The sequence below is a fragment of the Proteus sp. G2626 genome, assembly GCF_009915985.1.
GTDB classification, from domain to species: Bacteria; Pseudomonadota; Gammaproteobacteria; order Enterobacterales; family Enterobacteriaceae; genus Proteus; species Proteus vulgaris.
In genome coordinates, this window is record NZ_JAABNH010000007.1 from 392,540 (window position 1) to 416,835 (window position 24,296).

Here is a 24,296-nt window from a genome sequence, read left to right on the forward strand (position 1 = left end):
GTGATTGGAGAAGAAGCCGTGTTTCAACAGGTTGAAGCGTTTCCGGGAGATCCGATTCTCTCATTGATGGATGTTTATAACAAAGACCCACGTCAGGATAAAATTAATTTAAGCATTGGTCTTTATTATGACGAAGAAGGCAAGACCCCTATTTTAGGAACAGTTTCAGTTGCACGTCAGCAACTCAATGCCATGACACCCACCGCAACACTTTATTTACCAATGGAAGGGCTGGCGCCTTATCGTAGCGAAATTCAAGATCTCCTTTTCGGTGCAGATAATCCTCTAATTGCAGAAAAGAAAATTGCCACAATCCAAACACTAGGTGGATCAGGTGCATTAAAAGTGGGTGCTGATTTTCTGCATCGCTATTTCCCAAGATCAGAAGTGTGGATAAGTGATCCAACTTGGGATAATCATGGTTCTATTTTTGCTGGCTCAGGTTTCAAAGTGAATCACTACCCTTACTTTGATCCTGAAACCAAAGGCGTAAAATTTGAAGCTCTGTTAGATTGCTTTAAAAAACTACCCGAAAAAAGCATTGTATTAATGCACCCATGTTGCCACAACCCAACAGGTTCTGATCTGACTAAAGATCAATGGGATCAAGTCACTGAAGTATTAAAATCTCGCCAAGCCATTCCATTCTTAGATATTGCTTATCAGGGATTTGCCGAAAACTTAGAGGATGATGCTTACGCTATTCGGACTATGGCAAAAGCAGGATTACCGATACTTATCAGTAACTCTTTTTCAAAAATATTTGGGATCTACGGTGAACGCGCAGGCGGATTATCCATTGTTTGTGATAATGCCACTGAATGCGAACATGTATTAGGTCAGCTAAAAGCGGGTGTACGCCGTATCTATTCAAGCCCTGCAAACTATGGTGCGCAAATTGTCAACAAAGTGCTGTCAGACCAAGTATTAACCGCACAATGGCAAAAAGAAGTAGCACATATGCGTGATCGCATTAAAGAGATGAGAGTCACTTTAGTGAATGCTTTAAAAGTAGCATTACCTGAAAAGAACTTTGATCACTTATTAACGCAACGTGGCATGTTTAGTTATACCGGTTTTACACAAGCACAAGTTGATAGATTGCGAGAAGAATTTGGTATTTACCTTGTTGGTACAGGCCGTGTTTGTATGGCTGGCGTCAATACAGGAAATGTTCAGCGCATAGCCCAAGCTTTCGCTGCTGTAAGTATTTAAGCCAATCAACGTGATTTCATGATAAAAATACCTGCCTATTCTCATAAGCAGGTATTTCTTTTTACTGCATCACAACATCACTGTCGCTTTAGGTTTTCGCCTTTTATATATTGACAGCTTGCTTCTTTTCCCCAACATTACGACGCGCTTTTTCTTCCATAATCTCAATAATTTGAATATCCGTATGTTGCATTGCACGACTAGCTAATGCACAGAGATTCGCTATTGAGCTATCGACATCGTCACTGACAATACCATCAGTACCCGCAACACTTTGATTTTGCATCGCCATTAATACGGCTTTATAAGCACTCGCTGCACTACTTGATACTTTCATTGCACAGCTATTCGATGCGCCATCACAGATAATGCCACTGATATCACCAATCATACTGTTGATAGACATACTCACTGTGGTGAAATCTTTTGTGAGCAACCATGCCATTCCTGCAGCGGCTCCCATTGAAGCTGTCGTTGCAGCACAAAGAGCAGAAAGGGGGGGAAAATGGCTATGAACATAAATCGCCATTAAGTGTGATAAAACTAACGCACGCAATAAAGTTTCATCATCAGCATGGATAAATTCAGCAACCACCATAACGGGTAATGTTGCAGCAATCCCTTGATTGCCTGAGCCTGAATTACTCATTGCAGGTAATACCGCCCCACCCATGCGAGCATCAGAAGCGGCTGATGCTCTGATCATGATTTCATTAAGTAAATCTTTACCTAACAACCCTTTCTCTTGTTGCAGAATTAATGTACGACCGATTGCTAATCCATAGGTGTTTTTTAGCCCTTCTTCTGATAATGCACCGTTTAAATAGGCTGCATTGAGCATAAACTCAATCTCACTCACTGGCACATTAAGTGCGAAGTTATAGATATCTTCGGCACACACATCAGTAAAAGGTTTTTCATCAGTACATTCACAGTTATTGGCAAATGCGTTTTTATCTTCCTCAAAAACAACGTCACCATTACATTCACAACGAACAACGTGTGTATGCTCTCTGGCGATACTGACAATGGCATAACCAGACTGGCCATACACTTTAGCTTCTGAATACAGGACATCTTCACAGGGGGCTTTTACTCCCACGGTGACACAACCGCCAGAAACCAGAGTTTTAGCTTGAGCGATTGCCTCAGCAGAGGCCTTTAGCAAGACCTCTAATCCAGCTTCTGGATCGCCACCCGTTGCACCCAATGCAGCTGCAATAGGAAGTCCAGCCATTCCCGTTCCTGGTACGGTTACGCCCATTCCGTTTTTCATTAAGTTTGGTGAAACCCAAGCTTCAACACGAACAACTGGCTCGCCTAAAAGTGCGGTAGCTTTAGCCGTAGCCAGTGCTAATGAAATTGGCTCTGTACAACCTACTGCAGGTTTAACACCTTCACGTAGCTGGCGAACAAACTGTGACCATAAATGAGAATTCTTGTTCTGACTCATAATCTAACACCTTGGATTAATTTAGTTTTTAACAACAACGCCTAACTAGAACCGAAGTTGGCGACTATGAGAATGCCAAGAACGGAGAGACACAGAGCAGTAAACCGGTAAAGATAATCAAATAAAGTGATGCACCTTTGTATTTATGTAACATTGGTACTTTGTACACTAAGTAAGCTGGAATAAGACACCCCACCATACCGAAGATTGGGCTACAAATTGAAGTGAAGCTCAACACAGGTGCATTAAGGATGATGGCACCCCATGCGAGTAGCACCGCAAAAACCATGATGCCGTTTTGTACCCATTTTTGGTTGATTTTTTCAGTCGGGATATAACGTTGAAGAATATTCATCACAATCCCTTGTGTTGCTTCACGGAAACCTAGGTAAACACCAAAGAATGCAGTCATTACGGCAAAGATATTAAGCATAACGCTAACAACGGTTACCCAACCGCCAGGGAAGAATTTCGCCGCAATAGCTAATGCTGAAATATTTTGTTCGTAGGCTTTAACGGCTTCATCGTGGCCCATTGCTAGCGTGAATGAGATTGCATAGAAGAAAACTGTACAGAACAACACACCAAACGCGATGTTCATTGCACGTAATGCTTTATGGCGAGCGACTTCACGGTTTTTATTACGGCCACGGTAAGAGATAACCATCGGACTTAATGTTTGAATAAACAGAATTGAAGTCAGTGTAAAAGGTAAGGTGATAATGGCTTCTTTAATTAAACGCCCTACAGGTGGTAACGCGCCCACATTATGTAAATGCCACATACCTATCATTGATAAACCTAATGCAGCAACAACCAATAGTTTTGTCAGCACCATAAAGCTTGATACTTTAAACAATAATTGCTCACCACGAGAAGAGATAGCCACTAAAGCACAAATCAGGATCAAGCCATAGAATGGGTTTTCTGATAACAATCCTTCCGTCACACCAAAAGTTTGTAAATAAGAAGCACTGTCGTTAGTAATTGCCGTTGAATAAACAAACATCCAAATCACTAACATCACAAAGTAAAGCGCACCTAATAAAATACCCCAGTTCTTACCGAGATAGCCCGTAATAACACTTGGATAGTCTTTACATTCAGGAGATTCGGCCAACGTATTAATAAATAGACGTTGGAAAAGATACATCGCTGGATAACCAATAATTGAGGAGAGTAGGAACACCCATAATCCCATAAGACCTACCTGCACAGGTAAAAATACGATACCTGCACCGATAGCCATACCAATACTCATGATAACCCAGCCCACATCATTGCTGTCGAATTTAATAGCTGCGCGCCATTCTTGTTCAGTCATACCTGCGCGACGAGCGCCAGCACTAGTTGCGGGATAGCTTGTGGTCTCTGTTTTTGAGGAAGCCGTTTCCATATTAGTACTCACTTTTTATATTGTAATTGTTAATAGCAAAACGAATTTTGGGGGTAAAAAGATCTATCTAACGTCGCGATATCAAAATAACCTTACTTTTTGCAGGTGTTATTTATTATGGGTAAATGATAGGGAATATTACGGAGAAAAAAGTTGTTATAAATCGTGATAGCCTGAAATGATTTAGAAAAAAATTCCCCCTTAAGGAGAAAAGTAGGATTATCTGTTCAAAGAGCATAGTAAATAATAACCTCCTCTCAAATGCATCCTCAAAAAACAAATAACCAATTGATTTATAAAATAAAATATATATTGTTATACAATAATAGTTAAGTATAACAATTGAAACAAATCACCAAATAAACTGTGCTGTCTATCACGATATACTATGATAATCCTTTCTATTTAGCTTTGTTATATCGTATTTGGTTAAATATGTGTTACAAAACAGCATGAATAACTATTTAATCTACTTTTTTATAAAAAAGTAGATTAATAAAATAAAAATACATAAAGAAGTGAACAGTGAAAAGAGAAGATGTTTTTCAATAGAATTAAATTCTATCATTTATAAGAGATTTACTTTTCTTGAAAAAAGCACCACAAACAACAAAGGCATTATTATTTGTGGCGCTTAGATTATAAGGGAATAAGTACTGTGATATTAATAACCACGCTCTAGAATTGGCTTTAAGAATCTTGCGGTATGTGAACCTTCAAATTCTGCAACTTGCTCAGGTGTACCCGACACCAAAATTTTTCCGCCTCCACTTCCACCTTCAGGACCGAGATCAACAATCCAATCTGCGGTTTTAATAACATCAAGATTATGCTCAATCACCACAATCGTATTACCTTGATCACGCAATTGGTGTAGAACGTCGAGTAGCAGTTCAATATCCGCGAAATGAAGCCCAGTTGTTGGTTCATCTAAAATATATAATGTCTGCCCAGTACCACGTTTTGATAGCTCTTTCGCTAACTTAACCCGTTGTGCCTCTCCCCCTGATAACGTTGTAGCAGATTGTCCTAAGCGAATATAAGACAGCCCAACATCAATCAATGTTTGTAGCTTACGAGCCAGAGCAGGAACAGCATCAAAAAATTCTCTTGCCTCTTCGATAGTCATATCCAAAGCTTCGTGAATATTTTTTCCCTTGTATTTAATTTCAAGGGTTTCACGGTTATAGCGCTGACCTTTACATTGATCACAAGGAACATACACATCCGGTAAGAAGTGCATTTCAACTTTTATAACACCATCACCTTGGCAAGCTTCACAGCGTCCACCTTTTACGTTGAAACTAAAACGACCTGGCGTATAACCACGAGTACGAGATTCAGGAACCCCTGCAAACAACTCACGAATAGGTGTAAAGACACCAGTATAGGTTGCTGGATTTGAACGAGGAGTACGACCTATTGGGCTTTGGTTAATATCAATAACTTTATCGAAATGTTCTAAACCTTCAACATCTAAATAAGGCGCAGGTACGATAGTTGTAGCCCCATTTAATTGACGTTGCGCAATAGGGAATAACGTATCATTGATAAGCGTTGATTTACCAGAGCCTGACACCCCTGTAATACAGGTAAATAAACCGACAGGTAATTTTAGATTTACATTTTTTAAGTTATTACCTTTGGCACCTAAAATCGTCAGCATTTTTTCCCGCTCAACAGGAACTCGTTTATCTGGGATCGCTATACGGCGCTCACCACTTAAGAACTTACCGGTTAATGAATTCGGATTATTGATGATATCTTCAAGTGTCCCCTGAGCAACAATTTCACCGCCGTGAACACCCGCACCTGGGCCAATATCAATAATATGATCAGCAGAACGGATAGCATCTTCATCATGCTCAACAACGATCACGGTATTACCTAAGTTACGTAAGTGGATCAATGTTTCAAGCAAACGATCATTATCTCGCTGGTGTAACCCTATTGAGGGTTCATCTAATACATACATAACACCGACTAACCCAGCACCAATTTGGCTTGCCAAACGAATACGCTGTGCTTCACCACCAGATAATGTTTCAGCTGAACGCGAAAGCGTGAGATAGTTTAAACCAACATTGACTAAAAACTTCAATCGATCACTAATCTCTTTTAAGACTTTTTCTGCAATCTTTGCACGTTGACCGCTAAGCTTTAGATTTTGGAAAAAGGTCATTGCATGGCCAATGCTGTAATCTGCTATTTCAGGCAACGTCGTATTTTCAACATACACATGACGAGCTTCACGGCGTAAACGTGTACCACCACAAGAAGCACAAGAGCGATTACTAATATACTTAGAAAGCTCTTCACGCACTGCGCTTGATTCTGTCTCGCGATAACGGCGTTCCATATTATTTAATACACCTTCAAAAGGATGATGACGAACAACAACATCACCTCTATCGTTAGTGTATTTAAACTCAATATTCTCTTTACCAGACCCCGACAAAATTATTTTTTGAATATTATCAGACAAAGAATCAAAGGGCGCTTCAACATCAAAATGATAATGTTCACCTAATGAGCGCAACATTTGGAAATAGTAGAAATTACGGCGATCCCACCCTTTTATTGCACCGCCAGCAAGAGAGATCTCACGATTTTGGATCACTAAATCAGGATCAAAAAATTGCTGAACGCCTAAACCATCACAAGTAGGACAAGCCCCGGCCGGGTTATTAAAAGAGAATAAACGAGGTTCTAATTCGCTCATACTGTAACCACAAACAGGACAGGCAAAATTGGCAGAAAAAATAATATCTTCTGCATTGTTATCATCCATATCAGAGATAACCGCTGTACCGCCTGAAAGCGCTAATGCAGTTTCAAAAGATTCCGCTAAACGTTGAGCAAGATCATCACGCACTTTAAAGCGGTCAATCACCACTTCAATGGTATGTTTTTTCTGTAATTCTAAGGTCGGCGGATCAGAAAGATCACACACTTCACCATCAATACGAGCACGAATATAGCCTTGAGCTGAAAGATTATTCAGTAACTTAATGTGTTCACCTTTACGCTCTCTCACCACGGGTGCTAACAGCATTAAGCGCTTACCTTCAGGCTGCCCAAGAACATTATCGACCATTTGGCTGACCGTTTGTGCCGCTAATGGAATATCATGATCAGGACAACGAGGCTCACCAACACGTGCAAATAAAAGACGTAGGTAATCATGTATTTCAGTAATCGTTCCCACTGTTGAACGTGGGTTATGTGACGTAGATTTCTGTTCAATCGAAATAGCGGGAGACAAACCTTCAATGTGATCAACATCAGGTTTTTCCATTAACGAAAGAAACTGACGAGCATAAGCAGAAAGCGATTCAACATAACGTCGTTGCCCTTCCGCATAAAGCGTATCAAAGGCTAAAGAGGATTTACCTGAGCCAGAAAGTCCCGTAATAACAATAAGTTTATCGCGGGGAATGACCAAATTGATATTTTTTAGATTATGGGTGCGAGCGCCCCGTACTTCGATTTTATCCATGAATATATCCCGGATTGAGAGAGTCGCCGAAAAAGAAATAATCGGATAATTATGACACAAAGTTAACTGAATGGATATACAGTATATATAGTGAAATTGAATGATGATGTAAATCCGTCATTATGAGACAGAAAAATGTCGACAATGTTCACAATTGAGAAATTCATTACTCGTCATATTCAAATTTTAGCGTACGTGATAAACTTATTCGCTTATGATTTCAAAAAATTTACTTTCGCAGGAGTACCTCACATGGCGAGCAGAGGCGTAAACAAAGTTATTCTTATCGGTAATTTAGGGCAGGATCCGGAAATCCGTTATATGCCAAGTGGTGGTGCAGTTGCTAACCTAACACTGGCAACATCAGAAAGCTGGCGCGATAAACAAACCGGTGAAATGAAAGAAAAAACCGAGTGGCACCGTGTGGTAATTTTCGGAAAATTAGCGGAAATTGCAGGCGAATATCTGCGTAAAGGTTCACAAGTGTATATCGAAGGTCAATTACAAACACGTAAATGGCAAGATCAAAGCGGCCAAGACAGATATAGCACTGAAGTTGTCGTTAACATCGGCGGCACAATGCAGATGTTAGGTGGCCGTGGTGGTCAAGATAATGCACCTTCACAAGGTGGTCAAGGCGGTTGGGGTCAACCACAACAGCCACAAGCATCACAACAATTTAGCGGTGGCGCACAATCTCGCCCAGCACAACAACCCGCAGCAACGCCAGCGCCAAGCAATGAACCACCAATGGATTTTGATGACGATATTCCGTTCTAAGATTGCTTAATCTTAAAACCTTTAAAAAATTAACCCAGCTTAGGCTGGGTTTTTTGTTGCTTATCGTCACTACATATCATCCTCTAAAATAGCGTTACAAGATGAAAATTTTTCAATTCAGATACAAAACATCGTTGTTTCCATCAGCATCTTCTTTTAAAAGAAAATTAAGAGCCGAGGTTATTTTCACAAAACCCCACTTTACACAAAGGTTTGCTCTTGAAAAATATGATAGGATTTGGATCATTAACAACGTCTGAGAGCATCTGATCCCCATGAATGAAGAGAAATTGCTCGCTCAGGCAGAAAAGCTCTGCCAGAAACGAGGTGTTCGCCTGACTTCACAACGTCTGGCAGTATTGCGTCTGATAATGCAGCAACCTTCTGCTATCAGCGCATACGACTTATTGGATTTATTACGCCAAGTTGAACCACAAGCAAAGCCACCCACGGTATATCGCGGGCTAGAATTTTTACTTGAGCAAGGATTTATCCATAAAATAGAATCCACCAACAGTTATGTGCTTTGTCATCATTTTGATGATGTTGAACATACGTCAGTAATGCTAATTTGTGACCGTTGTTTATCTGTCACTGAAAAGAACAGCCATAAAATTGAAGATGCGATTTCATTACTGGCAAAAGAGAGTGGATTTCATCTGCGCCACAGCGTAATAGAAATTCATGGGTTATGTTCACAGTGCCATGAAGCACAAGAGTGTACACACCCTGAAGGTTGTCATCATGATCACAGTATGGATGATAATCTAAAGCAGAAAAAAACCGGCGACTATAAGCCTCGTTGATTGCATTACTGCTAGAAATTCTACAAATGAAAAATGCAGATGATTTTGTGGTTTTACCCATCATCTGCATCTTTATAAAATAAGTTGTGTTGACTTATTTTGGTACAAATTACAACCATTCACCGTTACGAATAACCCCTACTGCTAAACCTTCAACAGTAAAGTTTTGCTCGCGTAAATCGACGATAATAGGTGAAAATTCTGGATTTTCTGCATGAAGCTCAATTTTATTACCGCTTTTCTTAAAGCGTTTTACGGTCACTTCATCTTCAATACGTGCCACAATCACTTGCCCGTTATGAACATCTTGCGTTTTATGTACAGCAAGTAAATCGCCATCCATAATACCGATATCTTTCATCGACATACCATTAACGCGCAATAAAAAATCTGCGCTTGGTTTAAATAGCATTGGATCAACTTGATAATGGCTTTCAATATGTTCTTGCGCTAACAATGGTTCACCAGCAGCGACTCGCCCAATTAATGGCAATCCTTCTGGCTCTTCTTCCATTAGCAAACGGATACCTCTAGATGCACCAGAGATAATTTCTATCACACCTTTACGAGCAAGCGCCTTTAAGTGCTCTTCTGCCGCATTTGGTGAGCGAAACCCAAGTTGGGAAGCTATTTCAGCCCGTGTTGGTGGCATACCCGTTTGCGAAATGTGATCACGAACCAAATCGTAAACCTGCTGCTGCCTTGCAGTTAATGCTTTCATTCCGCCCCCTGTTTGTTTATACAGTCAGACTGTGAGTATATACAGGTATATGACGATTTGAAACCTTAAATGAATATAAAATACGCATCTTTGGATTATTCTTCGACAAAAATAGAATTTTTTAACTTTATGCGAAGAAATGTCCCCAAAGAATGGTTACCCAAATAAATAATCCCAATATAATAGCAATAAGAACGGCGGCAGAACCCATATCTTTTGCACGTCCTGATAATTCGTGGTATTCAGATCCAATTCGATCGACAACTGCTTCTATGGCACTATTTACCAGTTCCAAAATTACAACCAATACAACGGAACCAACGAGTAAAATGCGCTCTAGACCACTGACATCAATGAAAAATGAAAGGATAATTGCAACCAAGGTCACAATGACTTCTTGTCTAAAAGCGGCTTCATTTATCCAAGCAGCACGAATGCCTTTGCATGAATAGCCACCAGCTTTGATGATTCGGGTAAGACCTTTATTTTGATTAGTCATAATAAACTCTATCGAAAACAAACGATTATTTTGCCACTTTTCTCTATTAATATTGTCACAGCACCACAGATCTACGAAAGACTTTCTGTTATGCTTTCGAAGTATTGCTAATAAGAGGCTACAACTATTTATGTCAGCTTGGCGTAAACTATATTATAACACATTGAATTTACCACTAAAATTACTGGTAAAAAGTAAACGAGTTCCGACTGATCCTATCACTGAATTAGGGTTGGATTCGTCGCGATCTTTTCTTTATGTGCTGCCTTATCATTCAAAGGCAGACTTACTAACATTAAGACAGCAATGTTTATCTTTAGGATTACCTGATCCACTGAAACCCATTGAGATAAGTGGAACGAAGCTCCCTGCGTATGTCTTTATTGATGACGGCCCAAGAGTATTCCGTTACTACTCACCTGATCCTCGTAAAGATTCCGTGAAAACATTCCACGCTTATCTTGATGCACATCGTAATAATCCGCATCTTGATATCGAAATGTTGCCTGTTTCTGTAATGTTTGGTCGCTCGCCTGGCCGTGAAGGCCACAATGGCGTCCCGCATTTACGTGTGCTTAACGGTATCCAAAAATTTATCGCGATCCTTTGGCTGGGGCGTGACAGTTTTGTTCGTTTTTCACCCACTGTATCAATGCGTGAAATGGCGAACGAACACGGAACTGACACCAGTATAGCGCGAAAGCTTGCCCGCGTTGCGCGTATTCATTTTTCTCGCCAGCGTTTAGCGGCCGTTGGTCCGAAATTACCAGCACGCCAAGATCTCTTCAATAAATTGCTTTCATCAAAAGCCATTGAAAAAGCCATTGAAGATGAATCAAAAGCGAAAAAAATCTCTCTCGATAAAGCACGTAAAAATGCCACTGATATCATGGAAGAAATTGCTGCTAACTTCTCGTATGAAGCAGTGCGTATTAGTGATCGCGTACTAAGTTGGACATGGAATAAGCTCTATCAAGGTATCAACGTTTATAATGCCGAACGCGTACGCAAACTCGCACAAGATGGACATGAGATTGTTTATGTACCTTGTCACCGTAGCCACATGGACTACTTACTGCTTTCTTATGTGCTTTATCATCAAGGCTTGGTTCCCCCACATATCGCAGCGGGTATTAACCTTAATTTCTGGCCAGCAGGCCCGATATTCCGCCGTTTAGGGGCTTTCTTTATACGAAGAACCTTTAAAGGTAATAAGCTGTACTCCACTATTTTCCGTGAATATTTAGGTGAGCTATTTACACGTGGCTACTCTATTGAATATTTTGTTGAGGGTGGACGTTCGCGTACAGGTCGATTGTTAGATCCTAAAACAGGAACACTTTCAATGACAGTACAAGCAATGTTACGTGGTGAAACTCGCCCAATCTCTGTTGTACCAATTTACATTGGATATGAACACGTTATGGAAGTGGCGACGTATGCCAAAGAGTTACGTGGTGCAACAAAAGAGAAAGAAGGCTTTATGCAGATGATAAGAGGATTACGTAAATTACGTAACCTTGGTCAAGGCTACGTTAACTTTGGTGAGCCTATCTCTGTTGCACAATACCTAAATCAGGCGGTTCCACAGTGGCGTGATGATATTGATCCCATTGAGCCTCAGCGCCCAAGCTGGTTAAACCCAGCAGTAAGCGCACTGGCTGACAATATTATGGTTCATATCAATAATGCAGCCTCAATTAATGCGATTAACTTGGTATCAACGGCACTGTTAGCATCACGTCAGCGAGCACTTACAAGAGAACAGCTGTTAGAGCAAGTCAATTGTTATCTGCAATTATTACGCAATGTACCTTATTCTGCAGACATGATTGTGTCTAATAAAAGCGCCGAGGCGTTATTAGAACACGCTCTGCAATCAGATAAATTCCAAGTCGAAAAAGACAGTCTGGGTGATATTGTGGTACTTCCTCGTGAAAGTGCGGTATTAATGACGTATTACCGTAATAACACGATCCACTTAATGGTCACACCATCATTAATTGCCAGTATCATCTTGCATCATGAAAAAATTCATCGTGATGATTTAATGAAACAGGTTGAATTAATCTTCCCTCTGATTAAAGCAGAATTGTTTATTCGCTATGAGAAAGAAGAATTGCCTGAAGTCATTAATACCTTGATTGCAGAATTGTGTCGCCAGCGTCTAATTTTTTGTGATAGTGATGGTTTACTACGTATTAATCCAGCACGTATTCGCCCATTGCAACTTTTAGCAGCCAGCGTCAGAGAAACATTACAACGTTATGGCATTACACTATCTTTACTCAATTTTGCCCCAGAAATTAGTCGGGCATTACTGGAAAAAGAGAGTCGTATCCTAGCGCAACGTCTTTCTGTCTTGCATGGTATCAACGCACCTGAATTCTTTGATAAAGCGGTTTTCTCCACCTTAGTTTCAACACTGCGTGAAGAAGGCTATCTCAATGATAACGAAGATATTCTAAAAGCAGATGCATCTGCTCTTTACCAAGTGATTGCTAAATTGATGTCACCAGAGATCCGCTTAACTATTGAGAGTGTTGGTGTCACTGAAGATAACAATTCAGCACAGATAATTGATGAAAAAAGTGAACCTAAAGCTAATAAATAATCAGTCATAACGTTATGACTTGTTATAGAAAAGGGATAAGCTCATTGCTTATCCCTTTTTGTTTTGACTTAATCGTAGAGAATAGTTTAGCGCTTACTTATCTTAAAAATAACTAAATAAAATACCTGCAAATAAAACGAAACCAACATAGTTATTATTCATAAAAGCTTGGAAGCACGGCGCTCTTTCACGCTCTGCTATAAGCTTTTGTTGATAAATAAACAAGGCAGTCACTAATAATAGCGACCAATAGTAAATACCCTTTAAATTCAATAAGATACCGATAAAAACTAATAATGCCAACATCACAAGCTGTAAAATACCGATAATAATCTTGTCATAACGACCAAATAAAATGGCAGTAGATTTAACACCAATTTTTATATCATCATTACGATCAACCATTGCATATTGCGTATCGTAAACTACAGACCAAACAATGTTGACCAAAAATAATAACCAACATACTAATGGTAAGCTTTCAGAAACAGCCGCAAACCCCATAGGAATTGACCAACCAAAAGCCATACCTAAAATCAGTTGAGGCAGATTGCTAAATCGTTTAACGAAAGGATAAAACCAGGCGAGCGCAAGCCCTGCAACAGAGAGCCAAATGGTCATCGTATTGAGTGTTAGGACTAATCCAAAAGATAAGAGAACCAAAACAATAAATAAAATTTTGCTCTCTTTTTCTGTCACAGCCCCACTAGGTAATGGTCGATTTTTAGTTCGTTCAACACTGCCATCAATTTTTCGGTCAGCAAAGTCGTTTATTACACACCCAGCAGCACGCATAGAGAACACGCCAATAGTAAAAACAATCAGGATATGCCAATCAGGAAAGCCTTTAGCAGCAATCCATAAAGCCCAATAAGTTGGCCAAAGTAATAATAGCGCTCCGATAGGTTTATCTATACGCATTAAACGGCTATATGCTTGCCATTTACTTTGCGTCATACTTCCCTCCAATTTTAGCTCCCCCTAATTACTTCTCATACACTGGTGATGCAGGTAGAAATACCTCAGTTAATAATAAAGGTTTATCTGAAAGCTGGAAACGAGAACGGCGTAACCAATACCCGTTTTGTTGCCCGATATGAATAAAATCGCGACTTAAGGTTGTTTCCTGAAACAAATAACGCCCAAGTGGAACAGTTCTGAGATTGACCAGTTTTCTATCTTCGCCTGTCAGGGTCTCTTCGGGTACTAACGTCCGCCCTAATAACCAAGGAATATCGTCACCACACAATACCACTTCTCTTAACCAATAACGCTGACTTTTGGGTAGACAGGTTTTTTCATCAGCAGACTCAATAAAGTCAATAAATCCTTCTTGATAAGGCATTACAGTGACTTTTTGGCAATATTGCTCAAATCGCCGTGTCATTGAGCCTAATTCCATTAACCAGCTTAATGTACTTTCATTAATACTTTCATGTTCCTCACTGGGCAACCAATGGATAGGAGCAGGTGTAATTATTGATTTTCTGAACATTATTTCATCATCGCGCGTCGATGATCCTAGCTTGTGTGAATCATGATCCATAAGGATATCATGATGTGACTAAGGGAAGTTAAAAGCTGATAACATTTCGCATAAATAATCTAAAAAAGCGTTAAAAGAAAATCAAACTGAGCACTCACTGATCAAAAAAACAAAGGAGGTCATAAAACCTCCTTTGTATCTAACCAACTACTTATATTCAATTTATTCGATTAACGCCAAGCTTTGTAACGATTAATTAGGTTATTTGTTGAACTATCATGGCTGTTAACACTTTCCTTACCTTTTAATTCAGGAAGGATACGATTAGCAAGCTGTTTACCTAATTCAACCCCCCATTGGTCGAAAGTGAAGATATTAAAAATAACGCCTTGTACAAAGATTTTATGTTCATACATCGCAATTAATGCGCCTAAAGAATAAGGCGTAATTTCTTTTAACAATATAGAGTTAGTTGGACGATTACCTTCAAACACTTTAAAAGGTGCAACATAGCCCATCGTTTTAGGATCTTTTCCTGCAGCTGCAAATTCTGTATCTACTTGCTCGCGTGTTTTACCAAAGGCCAATGCTTCTGTTTGAGCAAAGAAGTTAGACATTAATTTAGCGTGATGATCTGATAGTGGATTATGGCTAATCGCAGGCGCAATAAAATCACAAGGAATAATTTTTGTGCCTTGGTGTATCAGTTGATAAAACGCATGCTGGCCATTTGTACCCGGCTCACCCCAAATAATAGGCCCCGTCTGATAATTGACTTTGTTTCCATCACGATCAATATACTTACCATTTGATTCCATATTGCCTTGTTGGAAGTACGCTGCAAAACGGTGCATGTACTGATCGTATGGCAGAATCGCTTCAGTTTCTGTGCCAAAAAAATTGTTATACCAAATGCCAATCAGAGCAAGGATCATCGGAATGTTATTTTCAGCATCAGCGGTTCTAAAGTGATTATCCATAGCATGCGCACCTTCGAGTAATTGCTCAAAGTTGTCATAACCAACAGATAATGCGATAGACAAACCAATGGCTGACCATAATGAATAACGCCCACCCACCCAATCCCAGAATTCAAACATATTGGCAGTGTCGATACCGAATTTTTCAACTTCTGTGCTATTCGTGGACAAAGCGACAAAGTGTTTAGCAACAAAAGCACTCTCTTTAGCCGAGGCTAAGAACCAATCTCTTGCAGAGTGCGCATTTGTCATGGTCTCTTGTGTTGTAAATGTTTTTGATGCAATTAAGAATAATGTCGTTTCGGGATCGCATTTTTTCAGTGTTTCGGCGATATGTGTACCATCAACATTCGAAACGAAATGCATAGTAAGGTGATTTTTATACGGGCGTAATGCTTCTGTTACCATATAAGGGCCAAGATCAGAGCCACCGATACCAATATTGACAACATCAGTAATTGCTTTGCCTGTATAACCTTTCCATTCACCACTAATAATACGCTCACTGAATTTTTTCATTTTATTCAGTACTGCATTAACTTCTGGCATAACATCTTTGCCATCAACAATGACGGGAGTATTGCTACGATTACGTAATGCAGTATGCAATACAGCACGATCTTCAGTGCGGTTGATTTTTTCACCCACAAACATGCTATTTATCGCACCTTCTACATCACATTCCTTAGCCAAAGCCTGCAATTTCTCTAATGTTTCTTTCGTAATACGGTTTTTTGAAAAATCCACTAGAATGTGGTCTGAAAACATTTTTGAGAATTGCTCAAAACGTGATGGATCCTGAGCAAAAAGCGTTTTCATCTCGGTATCTTTGATCACCGAATAATGGTTTTCTAATGCCTTCCAAGCTAGGGTTTGAGTTGGGTTTACATTTTTCATTCACAATACTCTCTTAAGATTACAATCCAATATTCTCAGATTGTAGCCTGACATTTAATAGTTACAGTCAATTCTTTCTCATTTGATGATATTGGTCAAAACCAATCAACAAATCTAGTACTAATTACCTACATTGGTAAAACCGATAATGTGAAGCTGATTATTAATTAAATTGATTATTCTTCACTCCGCATTGACTCTCTACTTAATAACCGATATTCCTAATTGTGTCCAACATCTCATTTTTGCTTAAAGGAATACGACAATGACTGATAATACTGCTACGCCTTCATCTTCATCTTCGCCATACACTATCGCTAAATTTGGTGGCACCAGTGTTGCTAACTATTCAGCAATGGAAAAATGTGCAGATATTATCCTGAAACAAAAGTCTGTTCGTGTCGTCGTCCTTTCCGCATCTGCAGGAGTCACTAACCTACTGATTGAACTTGCAGCTGGCACTGAACCCACACAACGAGAGGCTTTACTTTCACAAGTTCGTGATATTGAGTACGCGATTATCAATCAACTTTCTCAGCCAGAAATTATTTCACAAGAAATAAATCGCCTGCTTGAGAATATTGAGATGCTCTCTGAAGCGGCTGCATTAGCAACTTCTGATGCATTAACAGACGAACTTGTCAGTCATGGCGAATTAATGTCAACCTTACTTTTTGTTGAGTTACTACGTGAAAAAGGCATACAAGCAGATTGGTTTGACGTCAGAAAAGTGATGAAAACGAATGATCTATTTTGTCATGCCGAACCCGATATGGTGCAACTCACAGAACTCACACAAAGTCTTATTCAACCTCGTTTAGAAGAAACCGTTATTGTCACACAAGGCTTTATTGGCCAAGAACCAAAAGGGAGAACCACAACCCTAGGGCGTGGTGGAAGTGACTATACTGCAGCTCTGATTGGTGAAGCACTAGGCATGTCTCGTGTAGATATCTGGACGGATGTACCAGGTATTTACAGCACCGACCCAAGAATAGTGCCAGAGGCGCATCGTATTGATCAAATTGCTTTCGATGAAGCGGCAGAGATGGCTACCTTTGGGGCTAAAATTTTGCATCCTGCCACATTATTGCCCGCCGTTCGTAGTGGTATTCCAGTGTTTGTGGGTTCAAGCAAAGCCCCTGAAGAAGGGGGAACTTTAGTTTGTGCTCAAACAGAAAATCCACCTGTATTCCGTGCGATTGCACTACGTAGAAAGCAAACATTACTCACGTTACATAGCCTAAAAATGCTTCATGCGCGTGGCTTCTTAGCTGAAATTTTTACCATTTTATCGCGCCACCATATTTCGGTTGATGTGATAACAACCTCTGAAGTCAGTATTGCTTTAACCCTTGATACAACAGGTACAACCAATTCATCAGGTAGTTTATTAACTAATGCATTATTAACCGAGCTTTCTGCATTATGCCGTGTTGAAGTAGAAGAAGATCTGGCATTAGTTGCCGTGATTGGTAATTCACTTTCACAGGTAAATGGTTTAGGTATTAAGATTTTCGGTACATTAGAAGATTATAATATTCGTATGATTAGCCATGGTGCAAGTACTCACAATTTATGTTTATTAGTTGATGGCAAAGATGCGGATAATATTGTACGTAAATTGCATGATACGTTATTTTAATTAATAACTAATAATATATAAAAGAGAGATAAATAATTATTTCTCTTTTTTTAACCTTGGGTTTAAAAAAGATAAAAGTTTTAAAGTCATTGTTTTATCACTTATTAAAATAAACACCTTATTTAATTAATAAGGTAGTGAAAATGAAAATATATAATGACTTTAGCATCTGTAATGCTCTAAAAAATGCAGCAAGTGAAAAATCAATTTCAAAATCTGATTTGGAGAATTTAAGAGCCAGCATCACCTATATCTATAATTCAGAAATAAGCAGTGTAACCTTATCGAAAGAACAAAAAACTAATGCAATATATCAAATTGAAAAGGATGGAACAGCAAAGGATTTTACTCCATCAACGATAGATAAATAGCGCGTAAAATCAATTAGTTACCTTGATAACAAAGTAGATAATAAATCATCAAAAATCAAAGAACACACTATAATATAAAATAATATAGACAAAATAAAAGAAATAAATTCAAAAAATCTTTAAATTTAAAGAATTAAAAAGGCCTCTTTCTCTAAGAAGCCTATTCTCTATTTTTTAATAAACCCGATAACCACCATATTTCTTAGCAAATTGATTAAATTTACCAAAATCAATTAAAGCGATTTCTAAAGAACGATGAGCAAGATGTGACATTTTTGCAATTTTTTCAACAAAAACCCGGTTATCTTCCAGTAGTTTAGCGGTAAGTGTAGCAGCAATTATTTCGCACTCTTTTGGTGTGACTATCCAACCATCATTCGTAGCAAATTTATGGATAGGGATATTGCCGTCTTTTTCACTCTCTTTGGCTAATAGCGCCTCTTCTTCTTTCATTGCCTGTTTAAATAACACGATTTCTTCTTCAACAGGCTCAGGGGAAGTAGGAATTTGATGATAAATATAATCCCCCACCTCTTCAATTCGTGCTGGTGTCATTTCAGCTCTCAGCCAAATTTTATCAAATGCTTTTTCATCTAAAATTGTCTCTGTATCTAAGCTTCCTGTTAGTTGCATCAAATTTAAAAACGCATTAATTAAAACTTCACTTAATGGGTAATTTCCTTTTGCTAAAGAAGGAAATGGCACTTCAGCGCCAGCAGGTGGGGTTTTCTGAAGATACAAAGTATAGTTCATCATAATGTCCTTTTTTTCTGATACAGGCTTATAGCTTATACACCTTTAGTGGGAACTGCGAGAGGAAATAATAAGGGGATATTACTATCCCCTCACTCTTTATTACATTATTGAGACCTTGAAATAAACTAAGACTCATACCCTAAATTAGGTGCTAACCAGCGTTCAACTTCACTCACGCTCATCCCTCGGCGTTTTGCGTAATCTTCAACCTGATCTTTTTGTATTTGAGCAACCGCGAAATATTTACTTTCAGGATGACTAAAATACCAACCGGATACTGAAGCACCTGGCCACATAGCATAAGCATCTGTTAGCTTCATACCAATGCGATTTTCAACATCAAGCAACTGCCAAATTTTCGCTTTTTCTGTGTGTTCAGGACAAGCTGGATATCCCGGCGCAGGACGTGTTCCTTGATATTTTTCTCGAATAAGCTCGTCATTAGAGAGATTTTCATCAGGACTATAACCCCAAATTTTTGTTCTCACTTGTTGGTGCAGATATTCAGCAAAAGCTTCTGCTAATCTATCTGATAACGCTTTGACCATAATTTTATTGTAATCATCATGAGCATTATCATAAGCATTGGCTAGCGTGTCTTCTTCTAGCCCTCCAGTTACAGCAAAAGCCCCGAAATAGTCAGGAACACCACTTTCTACGGGCGCAATAAAATCTGCTAAACAGTAGTTAGGAAACTCTTTTTTCTCTGTTTGCTGACGCAAATGGCAACTGTGCAATAACGCATGCTGTCGGCTTTCATCTTGATAAATAACAATATCATCCCCCAGACGATTAGCAGGGAAGATCCCCATAATCCCTTTAGGTGTGAGTAAGTTTTCATGACTTAGCTTATCCAGCATCGCATTTGCATCAGAAAATACCCGTTTCGCCTCTTCACCCACCACGTCATCTTCTAAAATACGCGGGTATTTTCCTGCTAAAGACCACGTCATAAAGAAAGGTGTCCAGTCGATATATTCACGCAACACATCAATGCTTGCCGTAATTTCTTGCACACCTAGTTGGTTCGGTTTGGGGGGCGTGTAATTCTGCCAATCAATTTTGAGTGCATTGGATCGCGCAATATCTAAAGAGACTGGCGGTGTACGTGGTTTTTTTCTAGCGTATTGCTGGCGTACTATTTCATATTCACGCCGTGTTTTTGCAACAAAATCAGCTTTTTGAGTTTCAGATAATAGAGCAGCTACAACACCTACCGTACGTGATGCATTTTGTACATAAACGGTAGGATGACTATAATTTGGTTCTATTTTTACGGCAGTATGAGCTTTAGACGTTGTGGCACCACCAATCATTAATGGCAACGAAAAGCCCCGCCTTTCCATCTCTTTAGCCACATTCACCATTTCATCAAGTGACGGGGTAATCAGACCTGAAAGACCAATAATATCGACTTTTTCATCAATCGCCGTTTGCAGGATCTTATCGCAAGGCACCATCACACCCAAATCAATAATCTCATAGTTATTACACTGCAAAACAACACCCACAATATTTTTACCGATATCGTGAACGTCGCCTTTTACGGTAGCCAGTAAAATTTTACCTGCGGAAGTACCTGCTTGTTTAGTGGCTTGAATATAAGGCTCAAGATACGCAACAGCTTGCTTCATCACTCGCGCTGATTTTACAACTTGAGGTAAGAACATTTTACCTTCACCGAACAAATCACCAACGATATTCATACCATTCATCAATGGCCCTTCAATAACCTCAATCGGACTTGAGGCCTGTTGACGACACGCTTCGGTATCTTCAACAATAAATTCGGTGATCCCTTTAACTAAAGCGTATTCTAGACGTTTCTCTACATCCCATTGTCGCCATTCAGCAAGTTGATGGTTTTGTTCATCACTTTTCGTTCCACGATAACGCTCTGCCAATGCTAATAGATTATCAGTGCTTTCTTCATGGCGATTTAAAATAACGTCTTCTACAGCATTACGTAGCTCATCAGGCAATGAGTCGTAAATAGCAAGTTGTCCTGCATTCACAATCCCCATATCCATGCCATTTTTTACGGCGTAATAAAGAAAAACAGAGTGAATAGCTTCACGAACAGGATCGTTCCCTCGAAATGAGAATGAAACGTTAGATACCCCACCAGAAATTAAAGCATAAGGTAGTTGAGATTTAATATCTGCACAGACTTCAATAAAATCAACAGCATAATTATTATGTTCAGCAATACCTGTCGCGACTGCAAAAATATTAGGATCAAAAATAATATCTTCAGGTGGAAAACCTGCTTGCTCTGTTAATAACTGATAAGCCCGGCGACAGATTTCGATTTTACGCTCTCTAGTATCCGCTTGCCCCACTTCATCAAACGCCATAACAACGACAGCAGCACCATATTTACGCACTAATTTAGCATGTTCAAGAAAAGGAACTTCTCCCTCTTTCATAGAAATCGAGTTAACAATTCCCTTGCCTTGGATACACTTTAATCCCTCTTCGATTACTTCCCATTTTGAAGAGTCGATCATCACCGGAACCTTGGCAATATCAGGCTCACCAGCAATAAGGTTGAGAAAACGTGTCATGGCTTCAACTGCATCTAACATGCCTTCATCCATGTTGATATCGATGATTTGAGCACCATTTTCAACTTGCTGACGCGCAACATCCAATGCTTCTTGATAATTACCTTCTTTTATCAAGCGCTTAAATTTTGCAGAGCCCGTTACGTTAGTTCGTTCCCCCACATTCACAAACAATGAGTTCTCATCAATCACTAAAGGTTCTAAACCTGAAAGGCGACACGCTTTCTTAAGAGTTGGTAATGTTCTTGGGGCAATACCTTCTACTGCTTGTGAAATTGCAAGAATATGTTCAGGTGTTGTTCCACAACATCCTCCCACAATATTGAGAAAACCAGATTGTGCCCACTCTTTAATTTGCTCAGCCATTTCTTGAGCGTCTAAGTCATAGCCTCCAAACGCATTAGGTAAACCTGCATTAGGATGAGCACTGACATAGGTTTCAGAAATTTGTGAAAGTGTTTGAATATATTGGCGTAATTCTTTAGGGCCTAGCGCGCAGTTTAAACCAAATGAAAGCGCATCGGCATGGCGTAAGGAGTGGTAGAATGCTTCTGTGGTTTGACCCGTTAACGTTCTTCCTGAAGCATCTGTAATGGTGCCAGATATCATCACAGGTAATTCAATATTCAGCGATTCAAATTCACATTTTATCGCAAAAATAGCTGCTTTCGCATTTAATGTGTCGAAAATAGTTTCGACCATAATTAAATCGACACCGCCTTTAATTAACCCTCGAGTCGCTTCTCGATACGCGACCACCAACTTATCAAATGAAACATTACGAAAAGCGGGATCATTAACATCAGGAGATATGGACGCCGTTCTATTTGTTGGTCCTAAAACACCAGCGACATAACGCGGTTTATCGGGAGTTAAAGTACTCCATTTATCTGCACAGGTTTTCGCTAATTTTGCCGCTTCTTCATTTAATTCAAAACAGAGCGACTCCATCTGATAATCAGCCATCGCAATGGAAGTCGAGTTAAAGGTGTTGGTTTCAACAATATCAGCCCCCGCCTGGAAATAAGCGTCATGAATATCGGCAATAATTTGGGGTTGTGTTAACACTAAAAGATCATTATTTCCTTTAACATCACAACCCCAATCAGCAAAACGCTCACCTCGATAATCAGATTCTGTCAGTTGATATTGCTGGATCATTGTACCCATTGCACCATCAAGTACTAAGATACGTTTTTCTAATGCTTCCACTAGTTGTTGTTTTATGTTTGCCACGTTGTTTCCTCTTAACCGAGAATGTTTTTATTCTTATTTCTTTATTTTTCTTTCGTTGTTTTTTTATCCTACCATATCTTTTTACAAAGATTTCTAAGACGAAGATGAGAGATTTTCACTCAGTAATAAATACTTTTAATAAATATTTCTTATCACACACTTTGTTTTGAAAAATGCAGTGATCGGAGGAGTTTTATTATGCGAGATAGTTCATAATAGATATTAATATGGATAGCATTTCTGGAGTGTATGCATGACAGTTTCCCCTACAAATAAAAAAGTGCGTAAGACGAAAACAACTGCCACTCAAAGCACTGCACAAGGAGGGCCGGTTCAGTCGTTAAGTCGTGGACTGACATTATTGGAATATATTTCCGAATCTCCGGGTGGTATTGCCCTAACTGATCTCGCCTTTCAAGCTGGATTACCCAATTCCACAACGCACCGCTTACTCACTACACTTCAACAGCATGGTTTTGTCCGTCAAGTTGGAGATTTAGGATTGTGGGTTGTTGGTACACATGCTTTTATTGTTGGTAGTAGCTTTCTGCAAACTCGTAATCTTTTAGTGATGGTGCATCCTATTTTGCGTCAGTTGATGGAAGATTCTGGTGAAACCGTCAATCTGGCTATTCTTGACCAAATTGAATTTGATGCCGTAATCGTCGATCAAGTGCAATGTAATGCACTAATGAGAATGTCAGCACCTATTGGTGGTAAATTACCGATGCATGCATCAGGTGCCGGTAAAGCATTTCTTTCAACATTACCAGAAAATAAATTACTGCCTTTACTCCAGAAAAAAGGCTTGATGGCCTATACCCCACATACCCGAACACTTCCTTCATCTTTAAAAGAAAACCTAGAGCAGGCCCGTAAACAAGGCTTCTCTTTTGATGATGAAGAGCATGCTTTAGGCCTACGTTGCATTGGCGCTTGTATTTATGATGAACACCACCAGCCTTTTGCCGCAATTTCACTTTCAGGGCCCGTATCTAGAATGACAGATTCACGCATCACTGAATTAGGCGCAATGGTTATCAAAGCAGCAAAACAAATTAGTCGTGAATATGGTGGAATAAAAAGTTAATCCTATCTATCACCTTCCTCATTGCAAAACGATAACACTGAGGAAGGAACTCCTTAATTAAACCGATTCAGCTTTTTTAAAATGACAGGTTTTAAGCTTTATTTCCGTTAAATATAAAAAAACCGTTATTTATCACCTAAAAAAATTGATGTTGATCACAGATGTTGTTTAAGACGCGCTAAGAGTATTGCAACTCATCTTGTTACCCGTAACAATGTTACCGGTAACAAAATACTATAGCTAAATTCTCATACTCTCTTTTCATAGCCAATAGTAACGCTGATC

At 39.3% G+C, this 24,296-nt stretch carries 17 protein-coding genes; 7 read left to right on the forward strand and 10 right to left on the reverse strand.

What is annotated here, in order from left to right:
- The first annotated feature begins 18 nt into the window (after positions 1–18).
- Positions 19–1,215, forward strand: a complete 1,197-nt coding sequence (locus GWJ05_RS04220; protein WP_087803323.1) for an amino acid aminotransferase — start codon at positions 19–21, stop codon at positions 1,213–1,215.
- 103 nt (positions 1,216–1,318) lie between these two features.
- Here GWJ05_RS04220 and GWJ05_RS04225 read toward each other — a convergent pair whose 3' ends face one another.
- From GWJ05_RS04225 to uvrA, 3 genes are all read right to left on the reverse strand, one after another.
- Positions 1,319–2,668, reverse strand: coding sequence for an L-cysteine desulfidase family protein (locus tag GWJ05_RS04225; RefSeq protein ID WP_103005140.1), 1,350 nt, complete (start codon positions 2,666–2,668; stop codon positions 1,319–1,321).
- A gap of 64 nt (positions 2,669–2,732) precedes the next feature.
- On the reverse strand, positions 2,733–4,064 hold the full coding sequence (locus GWJ05_RS04230) for an amino acid permease (RefSeq protein WP_036934573.1): 1,332 nt from the start codon (positions 4,062–4,064) through the stop codon (positions 2,733–2,735).
- A gap of 664 nt (positions 4,065–4,728) precedes the next feature.
- A complete protein-coding gene (gene uvrA / locus GWJ05_RS04235) occupies positions 4,729–7,563 on the reverse strand; it encodes an excinuclease ABC subunit UvrA (protein ID WP_161681097.1) in 2,835 nt (944 codons plus the stop codon).
- Positions 7,564–7,815: 252 nt separating this feature from the next.
- On the opposite strand from uvrA, the gene ssb1 reads away from it, so the two are divergent.
- On the forward strand, positions 7,816–8,343 hold the full coding sequence (gene ssb1, locus GWJ05_RS04240; RefSeq protein WP_036934577.1) for a single-stranded DNA-binding protein SSB1: 528 nt from the start codon (positions 7,816–7,818) through the stop codon (positions 8,341–8,343).
- Between the two features lie 275 nt (positions 8,344–8,618).
- On the forward strand, positions 8,619–9,149 hold the full coding sequence (gene zur, locus GWJ05_RS04245) for a zinc uptake transcriptional repressor Zur (RefSeq protein ID WP_036934579.1): 531 nt from the start codon (positions 8,619–8,621) through the stop codon (positions 9,147–9,149).
- 109 nt (positions 9,150–9,258) lie between these two features.
- On the opposite strand, the gene lexA is transcribed toward zur, so the two are convergent.
- Together lexA and GWJ05_RS04255 are read right to left on the reverse strand one after the other, a co-directional pair.
- Positions 9,259–9,870, reverse strand: coding sequence for a transcriptional repressor LexA (gene lexA / locus GWJ05_RS04250; RefSeq protein WP_036934582.1), 612 nt, complete (start codon positions 9,868–9,870; stop codon positions 9,259–9,261).
- Positions 9,871–9,997: 127 nt separating this feature from the next.
- On the reverse strand, positions 9,998–10,369 hold the full coding sequence (locus tag GWJ05_RS04255; protein ID WP_036934584.1) for a diacylglycerol kinase: 372 nt from the start codon (positions 10,367–10,369) through the stop codon (positions 9,998–10,000).
- 130 nt (positions 10,370–10,499) lie between these two features.
- Here GWJ05_RS04255 and plsB point away from each other — a divergent pair, with 130 nt between their 5' ends.
- Positions 10,500–12,983, forward strand: a complete 2,484-nt coding sequence (gene plsB, locus GWJ05_RS04260) for a glycerol-3-phosphate 1-O-acyltransferase PlsB (protein ID WP_036934586.1) — start codon at positions 10,500–10,502, stop codon at positions 12,981–12,983.
- A gap of 102 nt (positions 12,984–13,085) precedes the next feature.
- Here the strand turns inward: plsB and ubiA are convergent, their stop codons facing one another.
- The 3 genes from ubiA to pgi form a co-directional block, all read right to left on the reverse strand.
- Positions 13,086–13,940: a 4-hydroxybenzoate octaprenyltransferase gene (ubiA, locus tag GWJ05_RS04265; protein ID WP_036934587.1), complete on the reverse strand. Its 855-nt coding sequence runs from the start codon at positions 13,938–13,940 to the stop codon at positions 13,086–13,088.
- A gap of 28 nt (positions 13,941–13,968) precedes the next feature.
- A complete protein-coding gene (ubiC, locus tag GWJ05_RS04270; RefSeq protein WP_036938822.1) occupies positions 13,969–14,478 on the reverse strand; it encodes a chorismate lyase in 510 nt (169 codons plus the stop codon).
- Between the two features lie 221 nt (positions 14,479–14,699).
- Positions 14,700–16,346 carry a glucose-6-phosphate isomerase gene (gene pgi, locus GWJ05_RS04275; RefSeq protein ID WP_036934588.1) on the reverse strand — a complete coding sequence of 549 codons (1,647 nt, stop codon included), beginning with the start codon at positions 16,344–16,346 and terminating at the stop codon, positions 14,700–14,702.
- A 265-nt stretch (positions 16,347–16,611) separates the two neighbouring features.
- On the opposite strand from pgi, the gene lysC reads away from it, so the two are divergent.
- Positions 16,612–17,991 (forward strand): lysine-sensitive aspartokinase 3, encoded by a 1,380-nt coding sequence (lysC, locus tag GWJ05_RS04280; RefSeq protein ID WP_036934589.1) that lies wholly within the window; start codon positions 16,612–16,614, stop codon positions 17,989–17,991.
- 143 nt (positions 17,992–18,134) lie between these two features.
- The gene (locus GWJ05_RS04285) at positions 18,135–18,362 is read left to right on the forward strand and encodes a hypothetical protein (protein WP_036934590.1); all 228 of its coding nucleotides are present in this window, start codon (positions 18,135–18,137) and stop codon (positions 18,360–18,362) included.
- Between the two features lie 174 nt (positions 18,363–18,536).
- Here GWJ05_RS04285 and GWJ05_RS04290 read toward each other — a convergent pair whose 3' ends face one another.
- Both GWJ05_RS04290 and metH read right to left on the reverse strand, forming a co-directional pair.
- Positions 18,537–19,115, reverse strand: coding sequence for a hypothetical protein (locus tag GWJ05_RS04290; RefSeq protein ID WP_036934591.1), 579 nt, complete (start codon positions 19,113–19,115; stop codon positions 18,537–18,539).
- A 128-nt stretch (positions 19,116–19,243) separates the two neighbouring features.
- Positions 19,244–22,921 carry a methionine synthase gene (gene metH / locus GWJ05_RS04295; RefSeq protein ID WP_036934594.1) on the reverse strand — a complete coding sequence of 1,226 codons (3,678 nt, stop codon included), beginning with the start codon at positions 22,919–22,921 and terminating at the stop codon, positions 19,244–19,246.
- A gap of 253 nt (positions 22,922–23,174) precedes the next feature.
- On the opposite strand from metH, the gene iclR reads away from it, so the two are divergent.
- Positions 23,175–24,011, forward strand: coding sequence for a glyoxylate bypass operon transcriptional repressor IclR (gene iclR / locus GWJ05_RS04300; protein WP_036934598.1), 837 nt, complete (start codon positions 23,175–23,177; stop codon positions 24,009–24,011).
- Positions 24,012–24,296 lie beyond the last annotated feature (285 nt).